The following is a 24815-nucleotide window of genomic DNA, read 5'->3' as shown; positions in this document are numbered from 1 at the left end:
ATATACCAATTGATCTATTTACATTCTTATGGGGTTTTACTTAATTTTCCTGTTGAAATTAGCAAAACTGATGGCGCTAAATGTCGTATAAATATATATTTTTTATTGTTTTATTATGGTCATTGCATGTTGGGGCAAATGACACCTTAAACATTGCTTCAGACGAATGGTGTCCTTACATTTGTAATGAGGATGATAAGCCAGGTATATTAATTGAAATCATCAATGAAATTGCTGAAGCTCAAGGCTATGATATTAACTTTACCCTTATGCCGCTGGCCCGTTCATTAAGGCTTCTTCAACAATCAAAGTTAGATATGGTCCTCGCTTTAACAAAAGAACATATTGAAGCTTTTGATTTAAGGCAGAGCCAACAAGTTTATGGCGGCTTGTATAATGACTTTTATGTTAGTAACGAAACTAAATGGAGATTCTCTACGGTAGAAAACCTTAAAAACTTTATCGAGCAGGGCAATATTCTTGGCCTCATTAATGGCTATGAATACGGGAGTGCAGTAAGTCTCCTAAAAGAAACTTCGAGTGACTTTATATTTTTAGCCTCGGGAGATAAGCCGTTACCTAGTGCTTTAAAAATGCTCAGTAAGCAGCGAATAACAGTGCTGCTTGATTCGCGTTTTAATGTTGAATATGAAATTCAGAATAAAAAAATTACTAACTTACAATATGCCGGTACCCAAGGTATCTTTGTTCCTCTTTATATCGGCTTTGCGCCTGACACTGAGCTTAAATATATTAGTGCCTTTGATAAAGGCTTAAGGCAATTAAGAGCTAAAGGGCAACTATCAAAAATATTGCAGCGTTATGGTATCTCAGATTGGCACTCAAAAAAGTAGCCAGCAAACGGGCTAAATAAAACTCTTAGGCAAATATTTTTACCACTTGTTTACCGGTGAAACCTCCATTGACTTGTGTGTGCAGGGCACGAGAAATCTGCTCAGCGTTAAATTCAATTAGGGTAATATCAGGCGTTTGAATACTACCTTTTGCTAGCGCATCAAGTAATTGATTACTCATAAAACTCATTTTTTGTTGTGCACATAAGCTATTTGCTAACCACGCACCAGCGAGTGATACTATGCCGATATTGGGCGCTTTTCTAAACATGAGCTCTTGGTCAATGTTAGGCAAGGGACGCAAGCAAGCGATACGACCACAAAACCTCATTAGCTCAATATTACGCATTGTTGAGTCACCACCAACAGAGTCAAGCACTGCATCAAAACCTTGTGGTCCTAATGCTAGGCGAATTTTTTGACAAAGCTTTTTATCGTGGTAATCAAATATTGCATCAGCACCGAGTTTCTTTACTAATTTATGATTATGTTTAGCCGCGGTGGTAAAAACATCTGCACCACGCTCCTTGGCAAATTGAATAGCAAATTGCCCAACAGCACCCGCACCCGCTTCAATTAAAATAGTATCACCTTGCACTATTTGTAATTTATCTAAAGCAATTAAAGCCGTCATACCGGCACAAGGTAGGGTCGCCGCTTCACTTGCCATTACATTTGCTGGCACAACCGAAACGGCAAAGTTAGGCACTTTAGCGTATTCACTCAGCACCCCTTGTTGACCAATATTGGCATGCCACATAACGCGATCGCCAATATTGGGAAACAGACCTTTTTTAGCTTGAACGACTATACCAACAGCATCTAATCCAAGGATATGAGGGTATTGCCACTGAGAAAATCCTGTTTTAGCAAAATGTGCATCAATAGGATTGAGACCTACATATTCCACCTTAACTAATAGCTCGTGTTCATCGCATTCAGGTAACGGCAATTGCACGTCAGATAAACGAATTTGTTCACTTGCCTTTGCGAGCACTATAGCTCGCATAGAAGTAGGTCGGTCAATGTTTGGCAATATCTCAGTAGTTAACATAAAAAAACTCAAATTTTACAAGGTGATTAAACCGTAACTCCATCGACCATTAAAAGCCTGATAGGCACTTACTTTGGCGAGAGATGAAGAAATGGTCGCGTTTACTGCATTTTCTTGGGCTATTAAAACATCCTGCCGCGCATCTAACAACTCTAAGTAAGGGATTTGTCCCTCTTGATACATAGCGTTAGCTTGCATAAAAGCCTGATGGGCAAATTGAAAACGTTTATCCGCAAAGCGTTTTTGTTTAAGGTGCTTTGTTAGCAATTGTAACGATAGTTCACTGTCATTAATAGCCGCTAAAACAACCTGCTGGTATTGGCTGTAAGCCGCTTCACTTAAATATTGCTGCGCGTCACGCTGCGCCAATAGCGCTGGATAGCTTAATAATGACCATTGTATTTGTGGCGCGATTTGCCATTGTTGCTGGCTATTACTTAATTGACTACTGCCAAGGCTTAGCACACCAACAAAGGCGCTTAAACTAATGTCGGGTAACAACGCTTTACTTGCTGCTACACTTAAAGAATTAGCTTGGCTAAATTGATATAAGGCTTGGCTAATGTCGGGACGTAAAGCTATAGCCGAGCTGGGTTGCGCTAAAGTGACCTCAAAGGGTAAGTCAAAAATCTTTTGTTCATTAGTCAGCTTTATATCACCGCTTAAACGACCCGTTAATAAGGCTAGCGTTGATAAATCTTTATATAATGCATAACTTGTTTCAGGTAATAAGGCTTGTTGTTGACTTAACTGAGCACGAGTGCGATTTAAGTCAAGTTCGTTAGCAATGCCTTCTTCAACCTGTGCTGAAAGAACCAAGATACTTTTTTTAAGCGCGGCAACTTGCAGACTAATAATCTGTTGCTTTTGCATATTGCCCTGATAACTCATGAAACCTTTAACAACCGATGAAATCACTTCGATTTGCAAGGCGCGTAATTGTTCAGCTTGGCTCATCGCTGATGCATTAGCCGCATCAACTAAGGCATTAATACGACCAAATAAATCGAGTTGCCAATTTAAGGCTAGATTAGCACTTGATTGGCGACTGATGTTATCAGCGATGCTAGTGCGTTGCGCACCAATCTCAAGCCCACCTTGGGGGAGGAAATCACTCTTTTCTACCCTTAATTTAGCTAGAGCACTTTGTAACTGTAACTGACTTGTTTTTAAGTCATGGTTATTGGCCAGTGCATCTTTAACCAATTGATTCAATTGAACTGAGTTGAGTTGTTGCCACCAATTTATCTCGTCTTGACCGGTCAACTGTGTGGCTATTTCAGTATCAGTAATAAAACTTTTCATCAATTGTTGGTGCTGTTGCTCATCAATTTTGCTGGCACATGCTGATAATAAGCTGGCAACTAAAACGACACTAATCGTTAATTTGGTTTTTAGCGGTTTAGCACTAAATTGCTTGGCTGTTAACCAAGAGGTAAGTAACTTAATCATTGGCTACTCCTCAACCTTTTTTTGTTTAGTCTTAGTCACTAAAATATAAAATACTGGCGTAAAAAGCAGGCCAAATACCGTAACACCTATCATGCCTGAGAACACCGCATTACCCATAGCATGGCGCATTTCTGCTCCAGCACCCGTGGCAAAAACTAACGGTAGCACACCCGCTGTAAAGGCTATCGAAGTCATGAGTATTGGACGTAAACGTAGCTTACATGACTCAATAATAGCGTCAAAGTGAGATAAGCCTTGCTCGTTTTGATCTTTAGCAAACTCCACCATTAAAATAGCATTTTTCGAGGCCAGTGCGACCAGAACAATTAACGCAATTTGGGTGAAAATATTGTTGTCTGAACCAACGAGCCAAACACCTAACAAAGCAGAGAAAATAGTCATAGGTACAATAAGAATTATTGCTAAGGGTAAACGCAAGCTTTCATATTGTGCGGCTAAAACCATAAAGACTAAAAGCACCACTAGTGGAAAAACATACACCATAGTGTTACCCGCTAATATTTGTTGGTAAGTCACTTCTGTCCATTCATAAGCAATACCTTTGGGTAGGATATTGGCCAATATAGTTTCTATTGCCGTTTGTGCTTGGTCTGAACTGTAACCAGGGGCAGGGCTACCATTAAGTTCAGCACTTGGGTAACCATTGTAATGCATTACACGGTCTGGACCTGTTGTTGGCGTTACGGTTAAAACAGAGCCTAACGGCACCATATCACCATGGCGATTGCGCACTTTTAGGTTTAATATCTGATCAGGGTCTTGGCGAAACTCAGCTTCTGCTTGCGCTTTCACTTGATAAGTACGACCAAACATATTGAAGTCATTGACATAAACCGAGCCTAAATAGATTTGTAGGGCATTAAAGACTTCATCAAGGGGAATGCCTTGTATTAAGGCTTGTTCACGGTCAATATCTATATCCATTTGCGGAACTTGAATTCTAAAACTTGAAAACAGTCCTACCAATGCAGGGTCTTGTCTTGCTTTGTCGATAACAGCCTGTAGGCTATTAAATAATGCTTCAAAGCCTTTATTACCTCGGTCTTCAATTTGTAATTTAAAGCCACCTGTGGTGCCTAAACCTTGGATCGGTGGTGGCGGAAATACTGCAACAAAGGCTTCATCTATGGCAGTAAAACGCTGATTCAATTGTGCCGCAATTGCCATAGCTGATTTACTAGGGTCAGTGCGCAGGGCAAAGGCATCGAGTGGAACAAAAACAATGCCGCTATTAGGGCTGTTAGTAAAACCATTTACCGACAGTCCTGGGAAAGCAACCGTATGAGCAACACCGGGTATATCTAGAGCAATTTTTTCCATTTCTCTTACCACAGCATGGGTACGGTCAAGACTTGACGCATCAGGTAATTGAGCAATAGCGATAAGATATTGTTTATCTTGTGCTGGAATAAAGCCACCGGGCACACTACTAAATAACTGTACGGTTCCACCCAAGAGTGCGATATAGGCAACAATAACAATAACACTCATACGCATTAATTTTTTAACCAGTTTCTGATAACCATGACTACCACGTTCAAAAACTCGGTTAAAAGGCGCGAATAACCAACGGCCAAAAAGCTTATTCAGTAGGCGTGTTAATCGGTCTGGTTTACTGTCGTGTGATTTTAATAACAATGCCGCTAATGCTGGCGATAACGTTAAAGAGTTAAAGGCCGATATTATCGTTGATATCGTAATCGTTAAGGCAAATTGTTTATAAAATTGACCCGATACACCACTAATAAATGCCGTTGGTATAAATACCGCACTTAATACTAGGGCGATAGCGATAATAGGTCCGGTGACTTCTGTCATGGCAACACGTGTTGCTTCTAAAGGGCTTAACCCTTTTTCGATATTGCGCTCAACATTCTCAACGACAACAATAGCGTCATCGACGACAATACCTATCGCCAGTACTAAACCAAAGAGTGATAGGGTGTTAATTGATACGCCAAGTAACTGCATTACTGCAAAGGTACCAATTAATGACACGGGTACGGCAATTAACGGGATAATTGATGCACGCCATGTTTGTAAAAACAGTATTACCACAATTACAACTAAAACAATGGCTTCAATTAAGGTGGTTATTACTGCATCGATAGAATCACGGACGAAAATAGTGGGATCGTAGACAATGTCGTATTCGACACCAGCAGGGAAGTCTTCAGATAATAACGCCATGGTTGCCCGTACTTGATCTGATAACTCAATAGCATTAGAACCCGGTCGTTGAAAAATTGGCATAGCTAAAGCGGGTTGCCCGTCTAACATAGCACGCAAGGCATAAGTATTTTGCCCAAGGTCAACACGCGCGACATCTTTTAATCGCGTAAGCTGGCCTTGTTCGCCGACTTTAATAATAACTTGTTCAAACTCTTCAATGTTGTCAAGGCGGCCTTTTACATTGAGTAATACTTGAAATTGACTGTCGTTAGCAGCAGGTTGAGAGCCTAAACTACCGGCAGCAACTTGTTGGTTTTGCTCACGTAACGCATTAATAACATCGGTTGCGGTTAATTCACGTGCCGCTAATGCATCTGGGTTAAGCCAAACGCGCATTGAATATTGACCACCACCAAATAATTTTATATCACCAACGCCGGGTAAGCGGGAGATTTTATCTTTAATGTAGAGATCGGCGTAATTAGATAAATATGCGGTATCATGGCTTTCTTGAGGTGAATATAAATGCACCACCATAGCTAAATCAGGCGATGATTTTTCTGCAACCACACCCAGACGTTGTACTTCTTCTGGTAAGCGAGACAATGCACTGTTAACACTATTTTGTACTTGTACTTGCGCGCGATCTAGATCAGTTCCAAGAGCAAACGTCACCGTTAAGGTCATACGACCATCGCCGGTGGCCTGTGAAAACATGTATAGCATGTTTTCAGTGCCGTTGATTTCTTGCTCAAGTGGCGTTGCCACTGTTTGTGCAATAACCGAAGGGTTTGCCCCTGGGTAATTTGCCGTAACCACTACGGTTGGTGGCACGACACCCGGGTATTCACTAACGGGTAGTTGAAAAAGTGAAAGTCCACCAGCTAGCAGAATGACAAATGACAAGACCGCTGCAAATATCGGGCGTTGTATAAAAAAATGGGAAAAATTCATGGTTAACTCTTATTCTTCTGACGTTAGTTTTGCCGTTAAACTGGCATCAGCAACAGGTGATAAAGTAAAGGCAATACCAGCACTATCAATGGTGACATTATTAGGTGCGACAGGCATGCCGGGACCTACGCGGGCAGGGCCATTAACAGCAATAACATCTGTTGCTTTTAGCCCAGAAGTAATTGCTTGTAAACTACCGTAACGCTCGCCCAATTTAACCAGTTTATATTGCAAAATATTATTTTCACCAACAGTTAACACAAAATTATTTTTTAAGTCGGTTCCAATAGCGCGCGAAGGCACGATAATTTTTTCGGTAATGGCATTAGCAGCCAATTTAATGCGTGCAAAAGAGCCAGCGCGGAGTTGGTTTTTGTCTTCATTAAATACTGCTCTTACCCGCAATGTGCCGGTTGCCGAATTTATTTGGTTATCAATAAAATCAATATAGCCTTGGTAAGCAAACTCACTTTGACCTACTTTTTGCATCATGACTTTTTGCTGATCGGAGGCGCTAATATTAGCAAAGTCGCTATTCCAGGTACGCTCGTCAATGTCAAAGTAAGCAAACATCGCTTGATTAGAAACAATTGTTGTTAGCACACTTTGTCCGGCAATAATGTTGTTGCCTTTGGTAATGTTAGCGCGAGAAATAATACCGTCGATAGGTGAACGAATGGCGGTAAATTCTAAATCAAGTTGCGCCGCTGTTAATTGTGCTTGTAACGCTGCTAGCTGTGCTTCGCGCTGACGTAATGTTGAGGTGCGAGATTCTGCTTGTTCAGTCGATATCGCTTTTCGCTGCGTTAAACGTATTGCACGTTCTTCTTCACTTTTAGCTTGGTCAAATGCTGCTTTTGCACTGTTTACTTGTGCTTGAAGGCTAGCAACAATAGCTAAAAAGGGTCGGTCATCTAGTTTAAACAGGAGGTCGCCCGTTTTAATTTTCTGACCCTCATTAAAAGCAATCGATTCTATTACCCCAGAAACACGCGGTTTCAAAGCAACTTGCTCGGGAGCTTCTAAGTGGGTGGTATAGGTATGCCAATTTTGTACAGATTTGACTAGCACTTCTGCCACATCAATCGACTGTAGTTGTTGCTGGGTTTTTTGACTAGGCGCTTCTGAGCAACCTAATAAAGTTAAGCTTGCCATAGCAATAGCTACTGCGATTAAATGTTTATTCATAATAAGACCTCTTTTAATTTGAGCGCAATTTTACGGAATAAACCTGTCGATAAAAACCATAGATTTTGCATTTGATTAGTGCCAAAATGGCATCAATAGGATTGTGATGGTGATGAAAAATGGATACGACTAGTCGATTATTGATGTTGCTTGAAGTTGTTGAGCAAGGCTCTTTTATTAAAGCGGCTGAAGTTCGTAATATTGACCGCTCGGTTATTTCTAAACAGCTCAGCCGCCTTGAAGAGCAATTAGGGGTTAGATTACTTAATCGCACTACGCGTTCATTTTCTTTAACCGCTGCTGGCGCTGAGATGGTTAAAAAAGCAGCCGAACTTAGAGAATTACTGGGCGAAACGGTACGAATGGCAGAAAATTATCATTTGGAGCCACAAGGAGTCCTTAAAATAACCTCTTCTACCTTATTTGGTAAACGTTACTTACAGCCAGTTATTAACGATTTTCAGATGCGTTTTCCGCAAGTGGAAGTGGAATTGCGTTTAGATGATCGTGTTATTGATATTGTCTCAGAAGGATTTGATCTTGCATTTCGCATCGGCGAACCTAAAGATTCGTCATTAATTGCTCGTAAAATAGCGCGTAACCGTTTGTTAATTTTAGCGACTCCAACATTTATTACTAACTATGGTATGCCTAAAACTATTGAAGATTTAACGCAATTACCAGCGGCAAGTTACGCTAGTACCTCGTTTAAAGTCGAAGGTGTACGCTACTATGATAAAAATGGTGAAGCCAAGGAACAAAAACTCAACAGTATTTTTAGGGCAAATGATGCTGAAGTTTTATTGATGAAGACTTTATCAGGTAGCGCGTTTTTTGTTGCGCCGGCTTTCGTGCTTGATAATGAAGTGAAAGAGGGGCGTCTAGTACCTTTGTTGACCGACGTTAGATTAATGGAGTATGGCGCTATCTATGCAGTATATCCACATCGCGACCTACCCGTTAGAACGCGACTATTTTTTGATGCGGTTCGTGAGTATTTAGGAAAAGACATCCCCATTTGGGAGCGTGCTATTCCTAATTTTGAACAGTTATATACAGGGTAGATATTTATCTGTGCTATTAACGATTAACCAGCCGCTTTCACGCGTTTAATTTGGTTGTTTACCTCAGTTAAATTACCGCTCTTAAGCCAAATTTTTGCGCCAACACTACCAGCAGTTACTGTTAAGGTATCGCCTAATGGCAAACGTACCCAACTGTGCTTTGGTAATAGATCACTGGCTGTGTGTAATTCTCCTGACAACACTAAAACTTCAGCCCCTCGAGTCGCGACAATATTCATTATTGCGCTCGGTTCAAACGATAAAATAGCGACCTCTTCGATTGTATCTTGGTGAAGGGGGATAATTGAAACGCCTGGTATTTCTGTCGGTGTTGCAGACATTTGCTGTGTTTGTAGAGAAACATGGCTGCTATCTTCTGGCTGAAATTGCCAAAGTTTTACAAAGATAATGCAGCCTTCATCAGAGCGGGGTGTATGAGACGATTGTGGTGGGTTTCTAATGTATGAGCCGACAGGGTAGTCGCCGTGTTCATCTTGAAATACCCCCTCAAGTACAATAAATTCTTCACCGCCGGTGTGAACATGGGCGGAAAATTTACTTCCTTTAGCATATCTAACTATCGATGTTGCTCTGGCAACTTCACCGCCAACTCGGTCTAAGGGTCTTCTGTCTACGCCTGGCATAGGAGAAGCTAACCAATCTAATGATGCACTGTGCACAATAGCTCTTTGCGTAAAGTCAGCTAAAATTTCCATAACTAATCCTATTTTAAAACAGTAATAAATAAAGCGAGTCAGCTAAAGTGACTCGCGGTAACTTTATTTAACGCTTGGACGTTGTGCAACCTTAGCACGCCAATTGAGTAAATGTGTGTATTCATTGGGTACGGCTATTTTGGCAAAGTCAGCAAAGCCAAGACCGGCAAACAAGGTAATATCAGCGACAGTAAAAGCTTCACCTGCAACATAAGCCTGGTTGCTTAAAATAGTATTAAAGTATTTAAAACCAGCAAGTGCTTTCTCGCCCTGTTTATTACCCCATGCTTTATTTTGATCTATTTCAAGTTCAGGCCCTAAGCCGTCGGTAGCATGATGAAAATAAGTAGCGACAGCATCAAGTACCATCAGTTCAGCTCTTCGTTGCATCATACTAATAATTGCCCGCTCTTTTGCCGTTGTCCCTGTTAACGATATCCCCTCAAAAGTGTGGTCAATATATTCAATAATAGCAGAGCATTCAGCGATGTAAGTTCCGTCATCTAATGCTAATACGGGTACACTAGCTAAAGGGTTCATAGCGAGGAAAGCATCGCTTCGATGTTCTTTTTTCATCACATCAACTGCAATAAAAGTAACTTTGTCAGAAGCATCTTTCTCTGCTAACGCCATGCGGACACGTAATGGGTTAGGAAAACCTTCTACATCATATATTTTCATTTTATATTTCCAATTAATTTGATTGTCATTGTTAAGTTAGTTATCTATCTACTGGTAGGTAGTTTGCGTATATTTAATTATATTGTCAAATTTTATTTAAGACTCAAGTCCTTTAAAAATTAACGTTGCTTTTACAAGTCGAGCTGGTTAATATTTATCTATCAGTAGGTAGTTTTTGAAGTTTACATATATGAATAATAAACGCGTGATTATTGTCGGTGGAGGATTAGCGGGTTTATATAGCGCTTATCAACTAGAACAGCTGAATATTCCTTATTTACTTTTAGAAGCAAAAGATGTTTTTGGTGGCCGCATATATAGCGAACAAGCCAAAACGTATGATGAAAATGCAGCACTACATGATTTAGGTCCGACATGGATATTTCCGCATCATCATCAGATGAAAGCATTAGTGGCTGATTTGAAAGCGCATTTATTTGACCAACATATTGAAGGTGCTGTTGTTTATCATGCGGCTCAGCATACGCAGCCACAAATTATTGAAAATGGTCAAGGGCCGCTATTACATCGTTTAGCTGGTGGATTATACAAGCTCATTTTAGCCTTACAGGCTAAGCTATCTAAAGATAACTATCAGCTTAGTTGTCAAGTCGAGCAATTAACAAAAGTGCATAATAGCTGGCAAGTGACGGTAAAAAATACTAAAGATGACTCGACATCTGTTTTTGAAACCGACCATTTAGTGTTAGCTTTACCGCCACGGATCATTAATGAATTTTTAACACCCGTTCATTGGGCAAGTAAATCTTTAACCGCAGCCCTTGTCGCTGTGCCTACTTGGATGGCAAGCCAAGCTAAGTTTATTGCGACTTATAACCAGGCTTTTTGGCGAACCAAAGGCCTAGCAGGGCAAGCCTTCAGCCGTGTTGGACCTATGATAGAAATTCACGATGCATCGGCACATGCACAGCAAGGCTTTGCTTTATTTGGTTTTATTGGGCTTTCAGCACAAGCGATAGAAAGTTTATCGGTTGAACAGGTTAAAGCCTTGTGCATTAATCAACTGAGCTTATTATTTGGTGATGAGGCCCAACGATATTCACAGTGTTATTTAAAAAGCTGGGGGAGTGATCCTTATGTTGCTGTTGAAAAAGACATAGTGGAGCCGTCGAATCATCCTTATTTTGATATAAAGGCTTTTGCTGGCGAATTATCTTCATTAAATTTATATTTAGCCGGTAGCGAATTTGCTCAGCAAGAAGCAGGTTACCTTGAAGGCGCATTATTTGCCGCCAATACAACCATTAGCTCATTAAAAAAGAATTTAATGACTTCTACTAGAGAGAAAATATAATGACTAAAAGTTCTTATGCTTTATATCACAAGGTTCATTGTCCATATTGCCGACAAGTCATCACCGCAATGAAAGCTAGCAATATATCCCTTGAATTACGTGATACAGAGAAAAATTTAGCCTTTAATAAAGAATTAATTGAACAAGGGGGAAAGAAACAGGTGCCTTGCTTAAAAATTACAGAAAACGGTCAGGAATCTTGGCTGTATGAATCTGGTGATATTATTAACTATTTGAATAAAATAGCCTAGTCATTGATAATGGATGAAATTACTGAGTAATAGTAAATCAATTCAATAATTTCATCATTTACTTTACCGGTCAAATAGCATTTATTTATGAACAAAAAATCTCAAATATTAACCTTAGCCGAAAATAAAGTACGCTCTGGTGGTTATGGTAACTTTAGTTTTAGAGAGCTTGCCGATGAAATTGGTATTAAAAGTTCTAGTGTTCATTACTATTTTCGAACTAAAAGTGACTTAGGTGCTGAATTAGCGCACCAGTATACCGATGTTTTTTTATCGTCATTAAATGACGAAAAAGAAAAACTAACAGGTGGTAGTGCCATTAATCTTTATATAAATGCCTTTAAAATGGCATTAGATAAAGACCAACAGATGTGTTTGTGTGGTTTATTAGGTGCCCAATCAGATGCCTTACCTGAAGCCGTTAAAATAGAAATTAAACGTTTTTTTGAATTAAACATCGCATGGTTACAACAAGTCTATATTGAAGAAAAAGGTCTAACGGTCGATCAGGCAAAAATCAGTGCTATTAGGTTATTAGCAACCTTAGAGGGAATGATGATTTTAGCGAAAGTATTAGACGACATCACCACTTTTGACAGTATTACTGATTTTTTTTAGCGTCTTGCCGCAAGCAAATCTTTATAATGTTGTTTAACAAACTTATCATTGCTTATTACCTCAGCCGCTATTACTAACGGTAACTTATATTCTTATGCAAAACTAACGGCGTTTGATCTTTTTTGATCTTTTTTTAATCTTTTGCGTACTGCAATTAACTGAGTAGAGATCACCTAGCTGAAAATAACAAATAGTTCATCATTTTTAATCTTGATAGTTATCAATAACAAATAAACAAAGGTCGAGTATATGCAACGAATTATTAAAAATGGCATTGTTGTGATTTTCAGTGCATTTTTGCTATCAGCCTGCAGCTTTAGTTTTATTTATAACCATCTAGATTGGTGGAGTAATTGGTACCTTGATGATTACGTTACCTTAAGCCAAGACCAACAACAAAGATTTGATACAGCATTTAATGAGCTTCATACTTGGCATAGACAAACACAACTCAGTGAATATACTCGGCAACTTATCACGCTAAAGACGCAAGTAAATCGCGGTATTACCCTTGAAGAAGTCAACGCTCAGTTAGTTAATCTTAAACAGCATTGGCTTGTAGTGCGAGAGCAAGCAAAACCTGCACTGATATCATTAGTGCATAGCTTGAGTAGTCGCCAAAGAAAACAAGTTGTCGATGAAATTGCCAGCAATAATGAAGCACGTATCGATGACTACGATGAAATATCCCAAGAGCAATGGTTTAGCGAAACATGTATCGAGCGGCAAGATCAGTTCAAAAAGTGGTTGGGGAAGTTAACCAAAGGACAAAAAGTTGAAGTATGTCAACTGGCCAAAAGTCTCACACCGACATTTAATCATCGAATGTATTATTTAATAAAATGGCATTCAGGTTTAAAGCAGGTATTAGCCATGGGATTAGATAAGCAACAATATGAAGTGATGTTTACCGAACTTATTTCTGAACCAGAGTCATTAAAGTCTGAGCAACACAAAACTTTATCTAAAAATAATAGTGATACCTCTGTAAAAATATTTCAGGTAATGATGAACAGCTTAACAGATAAACAGTTGAATCGATTAAATAATAAACTTGACGATTTGATTAAAGATTTAAAAGAACTGGCTATAGATACTTAGCACCAGATCTTGTTTTAAAGCCTATATACAAGAAAAATTAGCGTTGAAGTTGCTATTTATCAGCCGTGTTTAATTTTAATTATCTCTTCTTTGTTATACCCATGTGCAGTGACAATGAAGTGTCATACTCAACAAAAAAGAATCATACTTTACAATAAATCATCATACTTTTGAGGTGTTTTTCTCGACAAAAATAGGTTGTCTCCTCGTTATAAGCACAAATAGCTTTAGCTATTTTTCATCAAGAACTGACCAAAATCAGGTATATTTATGTCAACAAAGATACGTTAGCGGACGTTAGCCTTAGCTTATCTAGCGATGAGTAATCTGATGCAAGACAGCCCTGAGTTAAATAATAAAATTGTGCTAAATATCATCAGGCATCTGTAAAATCAAAAATTCTAATTTGATTAAAAACACAGAAAGCGGACATTAGATTAATATGATTTTAGCGATTAAAATTTATGATTCTATTGCGGTTTGGGGCACAAAGCGTCACAGGAAATATCTAATAGACTTAGTTAAATGTTTATTTAGAATCTTAGACGTCAAAAATTACTGTAAAGTTAGCCTTAAAGTAGACTTAGAACTGACAGTTTTATTATGGTTTCTTATCGTAAATTTAGAGTGTACTTCAAATATACAATAGCTATTTTTAAATCTGGAAATGAGCAAAGCATAATATTGTTATAATTAATGTCTTGTTTTCGCCACAGTTTAAGAGCATGACAATAAATAGTGAACAAGTCTATGCTCAAACTACCCTGATTATTAGGTTATTAATATTTCCAATTTAATTTTATATTAAGACATAATTTGTGAAAATAAATAAAGCGAGAATAAACATTATACTAATTAACACTAAAGACAACCATTTCAATTTCCCTATGCCAAGCCAAGATGCTTTCCAAGCTTTTAAAGCAATATTGAACTCACTACGGTGTGAATTATAATGTCGCAAGCCATAAAGGTAAGTTCCTGAAATTGCCAAGGCACATAAAATACTACCGAATATAAAATATAATATTTTAGTGTATATGCCGCCAAATACACCAAAATGAAGAGGGTCTGCCGCTTCGGATATTCTTACATGTACAGATTGTTTATGTGCGATACGGCGTGTTAGGTAATCACCATTTATACTATCAAAAATAACATTATTAGCTCTATCTCTAACTAATAGTGTATCGTTTTGTCCTTGAACAATAATTAATTGCTCTTTCTTTGTAGGCAGAATAATACGTTTAATATTTAAATCATGGTATATGGAAACACTTTTTATCGCTTTTTCAAAAACAGTTGAGGATGTTTTAATTAATCCCTGCTCAACTTTATTAGCCGCAGGTATCGTTTGTTCAGGAAAACTCGCATTGCCTCCCCAAACTTCAATTAAATACCATATACCTGTTATACAAACAGTTAATAGTAACCAACTAGCCCATAATCCGAAAAGTCTATGGCAATCATTCCAAAATGTTTTCTTATTATTTATTCTTGGTTTCCTAAAAAATCCTTTCCACCATTGAGGAATTATAAAAAAACCAGATATAAGAGAAAAGAACATGGCAAGGCCAACAATACAAACTATAGTAACGCCATAAATTGTAGGCATCATTAAATGTCGATGCGACATTCTAAAAAAGCGTTGCCAGTTATACCAACGTCCTTCTCCTTGATATTGTCCAGTAAGAGGATGATAATATTCACGATAGCGTTGTTCTTGCTCATTCAGTCGAATAACTTCTACAGCAAACCAATCATCAATAGGTGCATTAATACTTGCTATCGGTGCTGTACTATTTTGCTTGTTAGCCGATTCATATACTTTAGACCAGTTGATATTTGAAGCAGGAACGGATGGTAAAACTCTTTGACTACTATTGATTAGCCAATCGATTTCATGTGAAATAACAGCCAATGTGCCTGTTAATAAAATAAAACATATTAATATAGACAGTTTAATACCTGCTAAACTATGCCACTTGTACCATGTTTTTCTATTCATAATAGTTAAATATCAGCGAAGTTAAAGCGGGTATGAATTAAATATTAATACCCGCTATTTAAGCTATATAGCGTAACTTACTTGTAGCTGTATGCTACGAGGTTCACCAGGAAAATGACCATTTCGCTTGTTAAAGCCACTCGTAGCATATTCTTTATCAAATATATTTTTCAGGTTAAGTTGAATTTCAAATTTATTAATAGTACTGCGCCAACTGGCATCCCACACGGTGTAAGGTTTTACTTTTTGACCGCTTAAACTAATGCGTTCACTTACATAATCAGTACCAAAAGCAATAGCTGAATTTATTGACGGTAAATCCCATCGTGTCCAAATTCCTAGAGTATGATCAGGGGCATTAACAAATTCATCTCCTACAGAATTACTGACCGAGTCCGGTGCACCACCTGTAATTTTAGCTTTGTTGTAAGCATAACTGAAAGTGCCCGTCCAAGTTTCAGTTATGTCGCCTACTACATCAATTTCAACCCCTTCACTAGTTACCTCGCCAATTTGTACAATAGCGGCAATACCGTCATTAACTCCTGTGTCTTCAGGATTCCAGCTTGTCACATTTTCTTTAACAATATGATAAGCAGTAATCGTGGTGTGTAAACTGCTATTTAACCATTCATTTTTAATGCCAAGTTCATGTTGAGTACTTGTTTCTGCTTTTAAATCTCCAATAACATCATTGTCGTAGCTAGATTCTGATTGGTTATATAAACTTTGTGGTTGAAAACCTTGTGTTATATTAGCAAACACAGACATCTCATCATTCGGTTGGTAAATAGCACCGATACGTGGGCTATAATTATCATCAGAAGAGGTAAAATTATCTGTCACGCTTTTATCTTCAAATTTGTCGAATCTTACTCCTGCTATCGCTAACCAATGTTCATTTAAACGTATTTGATCTTGTATATATATTCCAAGGCGATTATTTTTGCTGTCTGAATCTGGGCGTGTTAGTAATAGATAATCGTTTGTATTAGCACCATATACAGGGTTAATTATATCAATATCAGGGATTAATGACGGAGCACCACGTCCAAGTTTAGATTCATAATGTAATTCACTATTAAAGTAATCTGCACCAAATAATAATATATGTTCAACAGAGCCATTAGTGGTTTGATAAACAAAATCTGTAGTTATGCTCCATTCACTATTTTCTCTTAACTGATCACGAAACTCACGGGTCATTGTTCGTCCATCTTCAGCTAACCCTCTATTTTCATGATAGTTTTGTGTTCTCTCATTCTCCAAGGCACGTAATACTGTACTATTTGTTAGCTTGTCAGATATTTGCGTATTCGCAATGACTTGCCATACATCAGCAGTTAAACGTTGAAAATCTGTTTTTTCATTCGGGCTGTAACTGATATCGGTTAAAAAGTTTCCATTGTCATCAACAGGAACACCTCTTAAACGGTGTCCACCTAAGTCTTGATCGATGAAATCATACTGAAAAGTTATATCAACATCATCGGTAGGCAACCAAGTAAGACCTGCTGATAATAATGTATTTTTTTCGTCGGTATTATTTCTAAACCCTTTTTTACTCTGGTAAAATCCACCAAGCCTATAAGCCAATGTAGAATCTTCATTTATTGTGTTTGTCGTATCAGCATAACCACCAAAGAGATCTTCGTTACCTGTGAATAATGCAATTTCAGAATGCTGAGAAAATTTTGGTTTTTTGGTGACATAATTTAACAAGCCACCAGGCTGACCAGTACCATATAACATACCCGTAGGCCCTTTTAATACCTCTACTTGCTCAACATTGAATAATTGTGGAATAGAAAAACCTGAATATGGGTCTCCTTGTACACCATCATAACGAACTTGATCTTGTCTAAAGCCTCTCGCGGTGATACCAGAGTAACTAAATTGGGTAACACCCGATATTGAACGGTAAAGATCTGACGTTTGGCGTGCTGCTTGATCTCTTATTAACTCTTTGCTCAAAACCTGAACTGATTGAGGTAGATCCATATAATCAGTTGGTGTTTTCGTTGCCATAGTTGACTCTTCTACAAAATAGAATTGTGCTGCTCTGCCTTTAACTGTTATTACTTCAATATCTTCTGTATCAAGCTTTTCTTCAGCTTGAACAACTGTGGTTGAAGCAAGCAGTATTGCGAATGTGACGAGTGACTTTTTAAATGGTAAATGAGTCATTTTAGTTTTCATAATAACACCTAATCTTAATGAGAATGATTACCCTTTGTATTTGATGGCGGTAATTTAAAGTATTAGAGTTATATATTCAAGTGATTAATGGATATTATTTTGAGCGTAATGTGAAGAGGGAAATTACTAACATGGAGGCGACTTATGCGATGAGTCTATTAATACACATTTTTATCACGATAAATCTAACGCTGAAAATCAAAAAACTAAGCCGGATTTTAAGTTAGCTTATTTAAATAACCTAGCTGCTATGAAGTAAATTTAAATGTGAATTCAGACCTGCTTGACAGTAAATACAATGTTTTAGGTTAGTTTTCTTTTTAAATATCCCGATAAGTAATCATAATTTAATCTCTAATTAGTTGACGCAAGCACTAAAAAACAGACCAACTAATTTACTTTACCTTGCAATATTTTCGGTATCATTCATTTTTGTTATTAGCATCAATGATATTTTGCAATATAAATTACCTCCTTTTACTAATAGTTATTACAGAAGGCTGAATCGAAAGTAGGATATTGCGTCACTGAAAACATACTCACTTCATGCGCTTAGTGAATACATAACTGAGAGTTATAGCATTAAGTTTGATTTATCTAATAGCATACATTAATCAAATCATTCTAAAAAATACACTTGTGTAAGTCAATGCAAATGATTATCATTACGTTCACAGTGTTTTATTAAGGGGATATAAATGAAAAATGCTCAATGGCAGATGTTATTAAAGCAAGGTAATGATTGTTTTTTTAATCGCCAATGGCAACAAGCTGAATTTTTTTATTCTGAAGCATACGATTTATTAGCTTATGGTTACAAAAGTAACCCTTTGTGTTCAGAAACAATGATGGCATGGATATGTAGCTGTCATAATCTATCTTCATTGTATGAAGAAATAGGGAAGTTAACTTTGTCGCTAAGATTCTTATCTGTTCCCCATGAGTATTTGAAAAGTGTTAGTCAGTCAGAGCATGCAAGTAACGACATCAAACTACTTGCTTTTAAAGGGTTATCGCTGACATTACCTCCTTTATTGGTTTTTCGTAAAAATAACCCTATTTGTGATGAATGTGTTAAAGAGTACGGTGCTTTAAATGTTCCTACTGATAATTTGATGTTAAAACTTCATTAAAAATTAATAAATTTAGCCTTTGCTGTCTACTCACTTAGTATCTTTGCTATTCAGTCATTTCGTTTAATTTGCTGAATTATTTGTTCATGACGGATTGATATGAAAATGACAGGTATAGCTTTCGTATTGCCATATTTGTTAATTAACACTTAGAGGTATTTTACTTATCTTGTGGAATATCAATAAAGACCTTCCAGATAGTGATTTATAAGAAAAGTCTGATTGTTGGTATTGGTAAGTTTATGCTCTTATGAGAAAAAACGATATTATGTCTAATTTCAATATTTTGATTATTGAGGATGATAAAATCCTTAATCAACAACTAACAGAATTACTTACTTTAAAAGGTTATAAAGTAGAGCAATGCTTCGATGGTGAAACCGGTTTGCTTAAAGCTTCATTACAGCAACACCATTTAATTTTATTAGACATAATGTTACCCGAGCGAGATGGTTTCTCACTGCTCAAGGTATTAAGAAAATCATCCAAAACGCCTGTAATCATAGTTACTGCTAAAAACGCAGAGCAAGAAAGAATTCAGGGGTTTAGCCAGGGAGCGGATGATTATGTTTCCAAACCTTTTAGCACTGTTGAGCTAATATTGCGCATAGAAGCTATTTTACGCCGCAGTCATCATCAGGTTGCTGAATCATCTAATCAAGAGCTTACCGTTGACGGTTTAACTATCAATATTGAAAAGCAACTCGTTTTTGTAGAAGATAAAGTATTAGAATTTACACCAATACAATTTAAATTATTGTGGGAACTGTTATTAAACCGAGGTGAAGTGCTGAGTAAAGCCTATTTATATCAAAAAGTACTCAATAAAAACATTGGCGCTTATGATCGCAGTTTAGACATGCACTTAAGTCGGGTACGTAGAAAACTCAATGAAGGAAATTGGCAAGGTGAACGACTAAAAACTAGCCATGGCAAAGGGTATTGTCTTGTATGACCAATAAACTGTTTTTAAAATTATGTTTAATTATCGCCTTGAGTTTAGTGATCGTTTTTTATTTACTCAACTTACTCACGTCAAAAACTGAAGAAGGTATGAGTTACCTTTCTTCAACAGATAAACAAACGCTAAATTCTTGGGGTAAACAGGCTGAAAAATTGTATTTGTCAGGCAATAAAAAATCATTAGATAACTGGTTAGAAATCAAGCAAAAACAAGAGGATACATGGATGGTCGTTGCTGCTTTTGATATTGAAAACATAGCTGGTGCAACACTAAAATCTGAATATTATAAAGGCTATAATTTAGGCCGTAATGTAAACTGGAAAATTCATTTGTATTTTGACCTAAACCCGGTGATGCAAATGCCGTTTAGCGATAAAAACACCAGCTTGCTTGTTTATCTACCTAATAGAATGAGACCCGGTTTCTACTGGCAATATACTCAAATTACCTTGCAAATCATTGTGCCAGCAATCCTACTTATATTTCTATCCTACCTACTTTATCGATATATTATGACACCGTTACTTAAGCTAAAAGTAGCAACTCGAGAATTTAGTAAAGGTAAATTTAATGTGAGTGCCAAAAAACTGATGGGTAATCGAAATGATGAATTTTCAGATCTTGCTTTTACCTTTGATCAAATGGCGGCCCGAATAGGGGAACAATTTGCCAGTCAAAAACAATTGATTGCGGACTTGTCACATGAATTAAGAACCCCGCTTACTCGTCTTGATATAGCCCTAGATAAGGAAAATAGTTTACCTACACCGAGTGAAAATATTAAACGTATAGATCGAGAATCAAAACAGATTAGAAAATTAGTAGAAGATACATTAACATTAGCTTGGCTTGAAAATGAACAACCTAAACTACAACAAGAATCACTTGAACTTGTTGATTTATTAGATGTGTTAATTGAAGACGCTAAATTCGAGTTTCCTAACAAATCAATTATTAGTCATTTTCCAAATACCGCAATAGTTGAAAATTCTAGTCACAGAGCTGCAGGGCAAGCATTAGAAAACGTATTGAGAAATGCTTTACGATATACGCCAGTTGGAAAAACAATCTCATTATTTGTCTCTGAACAAGAGAATGAATTCAAAATAAAAATAATTGACCAAGGCCCAGGTGTACCTGAGAAATTATTGAATACTATTTTCAAACCCTTTTTTAGGGTAGATAGTTCAAGGTCTGCCGACAGTGAAAGTTTTGGTTTAGGCTTAGCGTTGGCAGAGCGTCAACTTGCTGCAATTCGAGGATCAATTACAGCAAGCAATGGAAAAAATGGTGGTTTATGCATGCTAATCTGTCTCCCAAAAAATTAAGCCTGTTCATGTTTTAATGTAACAGTTGTAACAATTTCGTCCTCCCCATTGTAAATGGTAATGATTCTCATTTAGTATGTGCGCAAAATAAATATTTACCCACAGGTCTAACATGAAAACAGAAAATAATTACAAAGGGTTAACGCCTTTAGCTGCAGCAATTTCGCTTGCACTTGCCGCGCCAATAGCATTTGCTGATGAAGAAACAGTAAAAGAAGAAGATATTGAAAAAATTATTGTAACGAGCCAATTTCAGCAATCACTAATCAACCGTATTCCCGTTAAGCCAAAAGAGCTACCTTTTACCTTAAATATTGTGGACAGTGATCTTTTAGATGCTCGTAACTTTGCCCGTCCGATAGAAGCACTTACCACATTACCTAACATTTTCCGTACTGAAGATAGACGCGGTACAGGTGGGACAGGGTTTTTATCTCGAGGTTTTGAAGCGCCAATTTTAGTTGATAACCGTGTTCAGAATAATTTTAGAGGTACAGGTGCACGTGATAGCTCATTTGTAGAGCGTTATGAAGTTCTCAAAGGCCCCGCTTCAATTGCCTCAGGCCCTGTCGGTGCAGGTGGTATTATCAATACGGTAACTAAATCACCAACAGAAAATAGTGCGGCAAATGTAAAATTACGCGCTGATCAATTCGGTAGTACAGGTGTTGATTTTGATGTCAATGCAGGTGAATTAGATAACTCAGGGACTGTATTACTACGTGTCAGTGGTGCTTATCGAGATTTTAAATTTGATGCTGATGAAGTTAGCCGAAAAACCACAGCACTTCGACCTGTCGCTATATTTAACCTTAGTGATGCTACTTCAGTAAAAGCCAGTATTGCCTACACTAAGCATGAAGTTACGCCTCCAGCTGGATTTCCGCTGATGGAAAATGGTGATATTCCTGATGGGATAGATACAGGAACTTTTGCCGGTTATCAAAACAGTGAAGGTGAAGTAGAAGACACTTTAGTTAATCTTGAAGTGAGTCACGAATTTTTAGATAACCTAAAACTTACCGTTCGTGGTAGTAAACAACAGACAGATTTTGATTATAAGAATACATCGGGATTGTACAACTATAGAGGTGACGCAGGTCTAGAAGCGATGGCGGCTTATCCTCAAACCGCTGTAGCAGACTCTGAAGCAACTTTTTTAGATGCGCAACTTGCTTATACTGCTAACTTTTGGGGTCAAGATCAAAACATAGTCATTGGTGTAGCTCATGATGAACGTTTATTTGATAGACGTTTTAATGGTTACGGGGTTGATGGACCATTTAGCATCGCTGATATTGATCAGCCTCGCTATGGAGATGGTGGCACAGGCGAACCAGAGCCTTTCACTTTAAATAATTCTGAACTTGAATCTATATTCGCTGAAACGGCACTTCGCCCAACTGACAAACTGACCATTGTTGCTGGTATTCGTTATGATCAATTAGTGCAAGATACAACTAACTGGCGTCGAGGTAATGAATACCTTGTATCGTTTGATGATAGTGAGCTTACTATGCGTTTAGGTGCATCACTAGAAACATCTGAAAATATTAATGTTTATGCTAGTTTTGCTCAAGCTTTTGTCCCTCAATTTGGTCTTAGAAGCGATAGTAAGCCAGTGCCTGCTGAAACTTCAGACGGTTTTGAGCTTGGTGCTAAAGGTTCAGCTTTTGACAATATGATCACTTTTCAGGCAGGTGTATTCCATACGCTTCGTAATAATGTTGCCTTACAAGATCCAAACAATACTGCTGGTGGACCTGCTTTTGTTGTAACGGCGGGTGAAGTTAAAGTAAAAGGCGTAGAGTTTTCTAGTGACATCTACCCTACAGATGGTCTTAACATTACCTTTAATCTAGGCTATACCAATGTTGATGTGACTGAAGCTGGAGATGATGAAATTACAAAACCGGTATTTCCTGAGTTGACAGGTAGTTTATATGTAAATTACGAAATCCAATCGGGCGCACTTGAAGGGTTAAGTTTGGGAGGTGGTTTACGCCATATGGGCGAGCGTGACGGTCCTAAAGTGACTTGGGATAGCCAATCTATTGCAGATTTGAACTTTGGTTACCAAATCAATGAGGAAATTGAAGTTTCATTTGATATTCTTAATTTAACAGATGAACTTTATGTGGAAAACACCTTCCAAAATACGGTAAATAAGCTAACAGGATCTGCCGTATTAGGCGCTCCACGTACAGCAGTTTTAACGCTAAACTGGAAAATCTAACTTAAACAATAGTAGTAAAAAAGTATGGTTACAGCCAATGCCTTAATGGCAAAAGATTGGTATGAATGTGGCTATAAACGCAAACGAGCCGGTGATATAGCCGGCTCGTTTGATGCGTTTAAACAGTCATTAAAACTTAACGCTAAAGTTGCAGCCCCTTGGATAGGGTTAGCTCAGTTGATGGATGCCAATAATCAGTTGGAAGAGGCACGTCAGTGTTTGCACAAAGCAATCATTGTAGAGCCTAATAATGTCATGGTGCGCCAATTATTAGCTTCGTCTCATCAGGCGTTGGGTTATGTTGATCACGCTAAGCGTGAATTTGAAAATGCTTTGACGTTAGACCCTAACTCCGCAATTACTTTCTGCGGTCTTGGTCAGCTATCAGAAGATATTGGTGAGGCCAAAGAAGCTGCAGATGCCTACCGAAAAGCTTTATCAATTGATAAATCCCAAAATGAAGCCCTGTCAGGTCTGTTAGGCTTAGGTCGTCATGTAGATATTTCATCGGAAATAGAACAAGCAAAAGCCAAGTTAGAATGTTTACCATTGAAAGACAAAGCACTCGTAGGTTACGGGCTAGGTAAAGCTTATGAGCAACAAAAAAATTATCCTGCTGCATTTATGGCGTATAAAGTTGCTAATAATGCTAGACGAGAAGATACGGAAGTATTTAATCGTAAAGTTTTTGATGCCCGTATTCAAAACATGATAGACGTTTTTTCCGCTGAATTTTTTAAAGCGCGCAAGGGCTGGGGCAATCAATCAGAGCAACCGGTGTTTATTGTGGGCTTACCACGTTCAGGAACTTCATTAACTGAGCAAGTACTAGCCTCACACCCTGATTGTTTTGGTGCAGGAGAGTTAAATGTACTAACTGATCTAGCGACAGGAACACCCGATAGGCTTGGTATTGATGACCTTTCATGGCCAGAAACGGCTAATCACTTATCAAAAAAACAAGTTCAATCAATATCAACAGACTATCTGATTGACTCCGGAAAGCGTGCGTCTAATACCGTATGTAAAGTAGTTGATAAACAACCATTGAACTTTTGGCATTTAGGCTTAGTCGCCATGGCATTTCCAAATGCCCGCATAGTTCATTGTACCCGGGATATTAGAGATTGTGGCTTATCAATTTTCACTCAAAACTTTAATGTAACACAGAGTTGGTCTACGGATCTTGAAGACATCGCTTATTATTGGCAAGGTTACCAAAAGCTTATGCAACATTTTAAGCATATCTTCGGACTACAAATACATGAAGTTAATTATGAATATACGGTCTCAGAAATTGAGATACAAAGTCGTCAATTACTCGAATTTGTTGGTTTAGCATGGGATGATCGAGTCTTAAGTTTTCATAAAAGTGATCGTGCAGTACAAACACCTAGTCGATGGCAAGTACGGCAGCCATTATATCAAAGTGCTAAAGCACGTTGGCGAAATTATGAACGTTATTTAGGTCCTTTGATAAAAGCCGTTAACGCTGGATGATCATCGGTT

19 protein-coding genes are annotated in these 24815 nt (G+C 37.8%); 11 read left to right on the top strand and 8 right to left on the bottom strand.

Annotated features, from left to right (window positions below; translation table 11 throughout):
- Positions 1-80 precede the first annotated feature (80 nt).
- Positions 81-854: a substrate-binding periplasmic protein gene (locus tag ESZ26_RS08975; RefSeq protein WP_146799407.1), complete on the top strand. Its 774-nt coding sequence runs from the start codon at positions 81-83 to the stop codon at positions 852-854.
- A gap of 25 nt (positions 855-879) precedes the next feature.
- Here ESZ26_RS08975 and ESZ26_RS08970 read toward each other — a convergent pair whose 3' ends face one another.
- Genes ESZ26_RS08970 through ESZ26_RS08955 form a run of 4 tightly spaced genes read right to left on the bottom strand, consistent with a single transcriptional unit; the run spans position 880 to position 7695 of the window.
- Positions 880-1908 carry a zinc-binding dehydrogenase gene (locus ESZ26_RS08970; RefSeq protein WP_146799406.1) on the bottom strand — a complete coding sequence of 343 codons (1029 nt, stop codon included), beginning with the start codon at positions 1906-1908 and terminating at the stop codon, positions 880-882.
- A gap of 15 nt (positions 1909-1923) precedes the next feature.
- The gene (locus ESZ26_RS08965; protein WP_146799405.1) at positions 1924-3360 is read right to left on the bottom strand and encodes a TolC family protein; all 1437 of its coding nucleotides are present in this window, start codon (positions 3358-3360) and stop codon (positions 1924-1926) included.
- 3 nt (positions 3361-3363) lie between these two features.
- Positions 3364-6507 carry an efflux RND transporter permease subunit gene (locus ESZ26_RS08960; protein WP_146799404.1) on the bottom strand — a complete coding sequence of 1048 codons (3144 nt, stop codon included), beginning with the start codon at positions 6505-6507 and terminating at the stop codon, positions 3364-3366.
- A gap of 9 nt (positions 6508-6516) precedes the next feature.
- On the bottom strand, positions 6517-7695 hold the full coding sequence (locus ESZ26_RS08955) for an efflux RND transporter periplasmic adaptor subunit (RefSeq protein WP_146799403.1): 1179 nt from the start codon (positions 7693-7695) through the stop codon (positions 6517-6519).
- 119 nt (positions 7696-7814) lie between these two features.
- Between ESZ26_RS08955 and ESZ26_RS08950 the strand changes: the two genes are divergently transcribed.
- Positions 7815-8759, top strand: a complete 945-nt coding sequence (locus ESZ26_RS08950; protein WP_146799402.1) for a LysR family transcriptional regulator — start codon at positions 7815-7817, stop codon at positions 8757-8759.
- 23 nt (positions 8760-8782) lie between these two features.
- Here ESZ26_RS08950 and ESZ26_RS08945 read toward each other — a convergent pair whose 3' ends face one another.
- Positions 8783-9475, bottom strand: a complete 693-nt coding sequence (locus ESZ26_RS08945) for a cupin domain-containing protein (protein ID WP_146799401.1) — start codon at positions 9473-9475, stop codon at positions 8783-8785.
- Between the two features lie 63 nt (positions 9476-9538).
- The gene (locus ESZ26_RS08940; protein WP_146799400.1) at positions 9539-10156 is read right to left on the bottom strand and encodes a glutathione S-transferase; all 618 of its coding nucleotides are present in this window, start codon (positions 10154-10156) and stop codon (positions 9539-9541) included.
- A gap of 190 nt (positions 10157-10346) precedes the next feature.
- On the opposite strand from ESZ26_RS08940, the gene ESZ26_RS08935 reads away from it, so the two are divergent.
- The 4 genes from ESZ26_RS08935 to ESZ26_RS08920 all read left to right on the top strand — a co-directional run bounded on the left by ESZ26_RS08935 (position 10347) and on the right by ESZ26_RS08920 (position 13441).
- Positions 10347-11471, top strand: a complete 1125-nt coding sequence (locus tag ESZ26_RS08935; RefSeq protein ID WP_146799399.1) for a flavin monoamine oxidase family protein — start codon at positions 10347-10349, stop codon at positions 11469-11471.
- Positions 11471-11722: a glutaredoxin family protein gene (locus ESZ26_RS08930; RefSeq protein ID WP_146799398.1), complete on the top strand. Its 252-nt coding sequence runs from the start codon at positions 11471-11473 to the stop codon at positions 11720-11722. Before ESZ26_RS08935 ends, ESZ26_RS08930 begins: the two co-directional genes overlap by 1 nt.
- Positions 11723-11809: 87 nt before the next feature.
- Complete coding sequence (locus ESZ26_RS08925; protein WP_146799397.1) at positions 11810-12340, top strand: TetR/AcrR family transcriptional regulator; 531 nt, start codon at positions 11810-11812, stop codon at positions 12338-12340.
- A 249-nt stretch (positions 12341-12589) separates the two neighbouring features.
- Entirely contained in the window at positions 12590-13441 is an 852-nt protein-coding gene (locus ESZ26_RS08920; RefSeq protein ID WP_146799396.1) for a DUF6279 family lipoprotein, read from the top strand.
- Positions 13442-14240: 799 nt separating this feature from the next.
- Here ESZ26_RS08920 and ESZ26_RS08915 read toward each other — a convergent pair.
- Positions 14241-15446: a PepSY-associated TM helix domain-containing protein gene (locus ESZ26_RS08915; protein ID WP_146799395.1), complete on the bottom strand. Its 1206-nt coding sequence runs from the start codon at positions 15444-15446 to the stop codon at positions 14241-14243.
- A gap of 63 nt (positions 15447-15509) precedes the next feature.
- On the bottom strand, positions 15510-17645 hold the full coding sequence (locus ESZ26_RS08910; RefSeq protein WP_146799394.1) for a TonB-dependent siderophore receptor: 2136 nt from the start codon (positions 17643-17645) through the stop codon (positions 15510-15512).
- A gap of 698 nt (positions 17646-18343) precedes the next feature.
- On the opposite strand from ESZ26_RS08910, the gene ESZ26_RS08905 reads away from it, so the two are divergent.
- The 5 genes from ESZ26_RS08905 (at position 18344) to ESZ26_RS08885 (ending at position 24806) form a co-directional block, all read left to right on the top strand.
- Entirely contained in the window at positions 18344-18778 is a 435-nt protein-coding gene (locus ESZ26_RS08905; protein WP_146799393.1) for a hypothetical protein, read from the top strand.
- A gap of 268 nt (positions 18779-19046) precedes the next feature.
- Positions 19047-19733: a response regulator transcription factor gene (locus tag ESZ26_RS08900; RefSeq protein WP_146799392.1), complete on the top strand. Its 687-nt coding sequence runs from the start codon at positions 19047-19049 to the stop codon at positions 19731-19733.
- Positions 19730-21070 carry a sensor histidine kinase gene (locus ESZ26_RS08895; RefSeq protein ID WP_146799391.1) on the top strand — a complete coding sequence of 447 codons (1341 nt, stop codon included), beginning with the start codon at positions 19730-19732 and terminating at the stop codon, positions 21068-21070. Before ESZ26_RS08900 ends, ESZ26_RS08895 begins: the two co-directional genes overlap by 4 nt.
- Before the next feature lie 112 nt (positions 21071-21182).
- Positions 21183-23306 carry a TonB-dependent siderophore receptor gene (locus tag ESZ26_RS08890; protein ID WP_146799390.1) on the top strand — a complete coding sequence of 708 codons (2124 nt, stop codon included), beginning with the start codon at positions 21183-21185 and terminating at the stop codon, positions 23304-23306.
- 24 nt (positions 23307-23330) lie between these two features.
- Positions 23331-24806: a tetratricopeptide repeat-containing sulfotransferase family protein gene (locus tag ESZ26_RS08885; RefSeq protein ID WP_146799389.1), complete on the top strand. Its 1476-nt coding sequence runs from the start codon at positions 23331-23333 to the stop codon at positions 24804-24806.
- The last annotated feature ends 9 nt before the right edge of the window (positions 24807-24815 follow it).

The organism is Colwellia hornerae (genome assembly GCF_007954355.1).
In the GTDB taxonomy this organism is placed as follows: Bacteria; Pseudomonadota; Gammaproteobacteria; order Enterobacterales; family Alteromonadaceae; genus Colwellia_A; species Colwellia_A hornerae.
Note: the sequence above shows the minus strand (reverse complement) of the source record. Positions and strands in the feature narration are given on the sequence as shown.

Coding starts and splice junctions, on each gene's coding strand:
- ESZ26_RS08885 (WP_146799389.1), top strand. CDS start 23,331: ATGGTTACAGCCAATGCCTTAATGGCAAAAGATTGGTATGAATGTGGC.
- ESZ26_RS08950 (WP_146799402.1), top strand. CDS start 7,815: ATGGATACGACTAGTCGATTATTGATGTTGCTTGAAGTTGTTGAGCAA.
- ESZ26_RS08925 (WP_146799397.1), top strand. CDS start 11,810: ATGAACAAAAAATCTCAAATATTAACCTTAGCCGAAAATAAAGTACGC.
- ESZ26_RS08905 (WP_146799393.1), top strand. CDS start 18,344: ATGAAAAATGCTCAATGGCAGATGTTATTAAAGCAAGGTAATGATTGT.
- ESZ26_RS08915 (WP_146799395.1), bottom strand. CDS start 15,446: ATGAATAGAAAAACATGGTACAAGTGGCATAGTTTAGCAGGTATTAAA.
- ESZ26_RS08910 (WP_146799394.1), bottom strand. CDS start 17,645: ATGAAAACTAAAATGACTCATTTACCATTTAAAAAGTCACTCGTCACA.
- ESZ26_RS08975 (WP_146799407.1), top strand. CDS start 81: ATGTCGTATAAATATATATTTTTTATTGTTTTATTATGGTCATTGCAT.
- ESZ26_RS08960 (WP_146799404.1), bottom strand. CDS start 6,507: ATGAATTTTTCCCATTTTTTTATACAACGCCCGATATTTGCAGCGGTC.
- ESZ26_RS08965 (WP_146799405.1), bottom strand. CDS start 3,360: ATGATTAAGTTACTTACCTCTTGGTTAACAGCCAAGCAATTTAGTGCT.
- ESZ26_RS08930 (WP_146799398.1), top strand. CDS start 11,471: ATGACTAAAAGTTCTTATGCTTTATATCACAAGGTTCATTGTCCATAT.
- ESZ26_RS08970 (WP_146799406.1), bottom strand. CDS start 1,908: ATGTTAACTACTGAGATATTGCCAAACATTGACCGACCTACTTCTATG.
- ESZ26_RS08945 (WP_146799401.1), bottom strand. CDS start 9,475: ATGGAAATTTTAGCTGACTTTACGCAAAGAGCTATTGTGCACAGTGCA.
- ESZ26_RS08900 (WP_146799392.1), top strand. CDS start 19,047: ATGTCTAATTTCAATATTTTGATTATTGAGGATGATAAAATCCTTAAT.
- ESZ26_RS08935 (WP_146799399.1), top strand. CDS start 10,347: ATGAATAATAAACGCGTGATTATTGTCGGTGGAGGATTAGCGGGTTTA.
- ESZ26_RS08890 (WP_146799390.1), top strand. CDS start 21,183: ATGAAAACAGAAAATAATTACAAAGGGTTAACGCCTTTAGCTGCAGCA.
- ESZ26_RS08920 (WP_146799396.1), top strand. CDS start 12,590: ATGCAACGAATTATTAAAAATGGCATTGTTGTGATTTTCAGTGCATTT.
- ESZ26_RS08955 (WP_146799403.1), bottom strand. CDS start 7,695: ATGAATAAACATTTAATCGCAGTAGCTATTGCTATGGCAAGCTTAACT.
- ESZ26_RS08940 (WP_146799400.1), bottom strand. CDS start 10,156: ATGAAAATATATGATGTAGAAGGTTTTCCTAACCCATTACGTGTCCGC.
- ESZ26_RS08895 (WP_146799391.1), top strand. CDS start 19,730: ATGACCAATAAACTGTTTTTAAAATTATGTTTAATTATCGCCTTGAGT.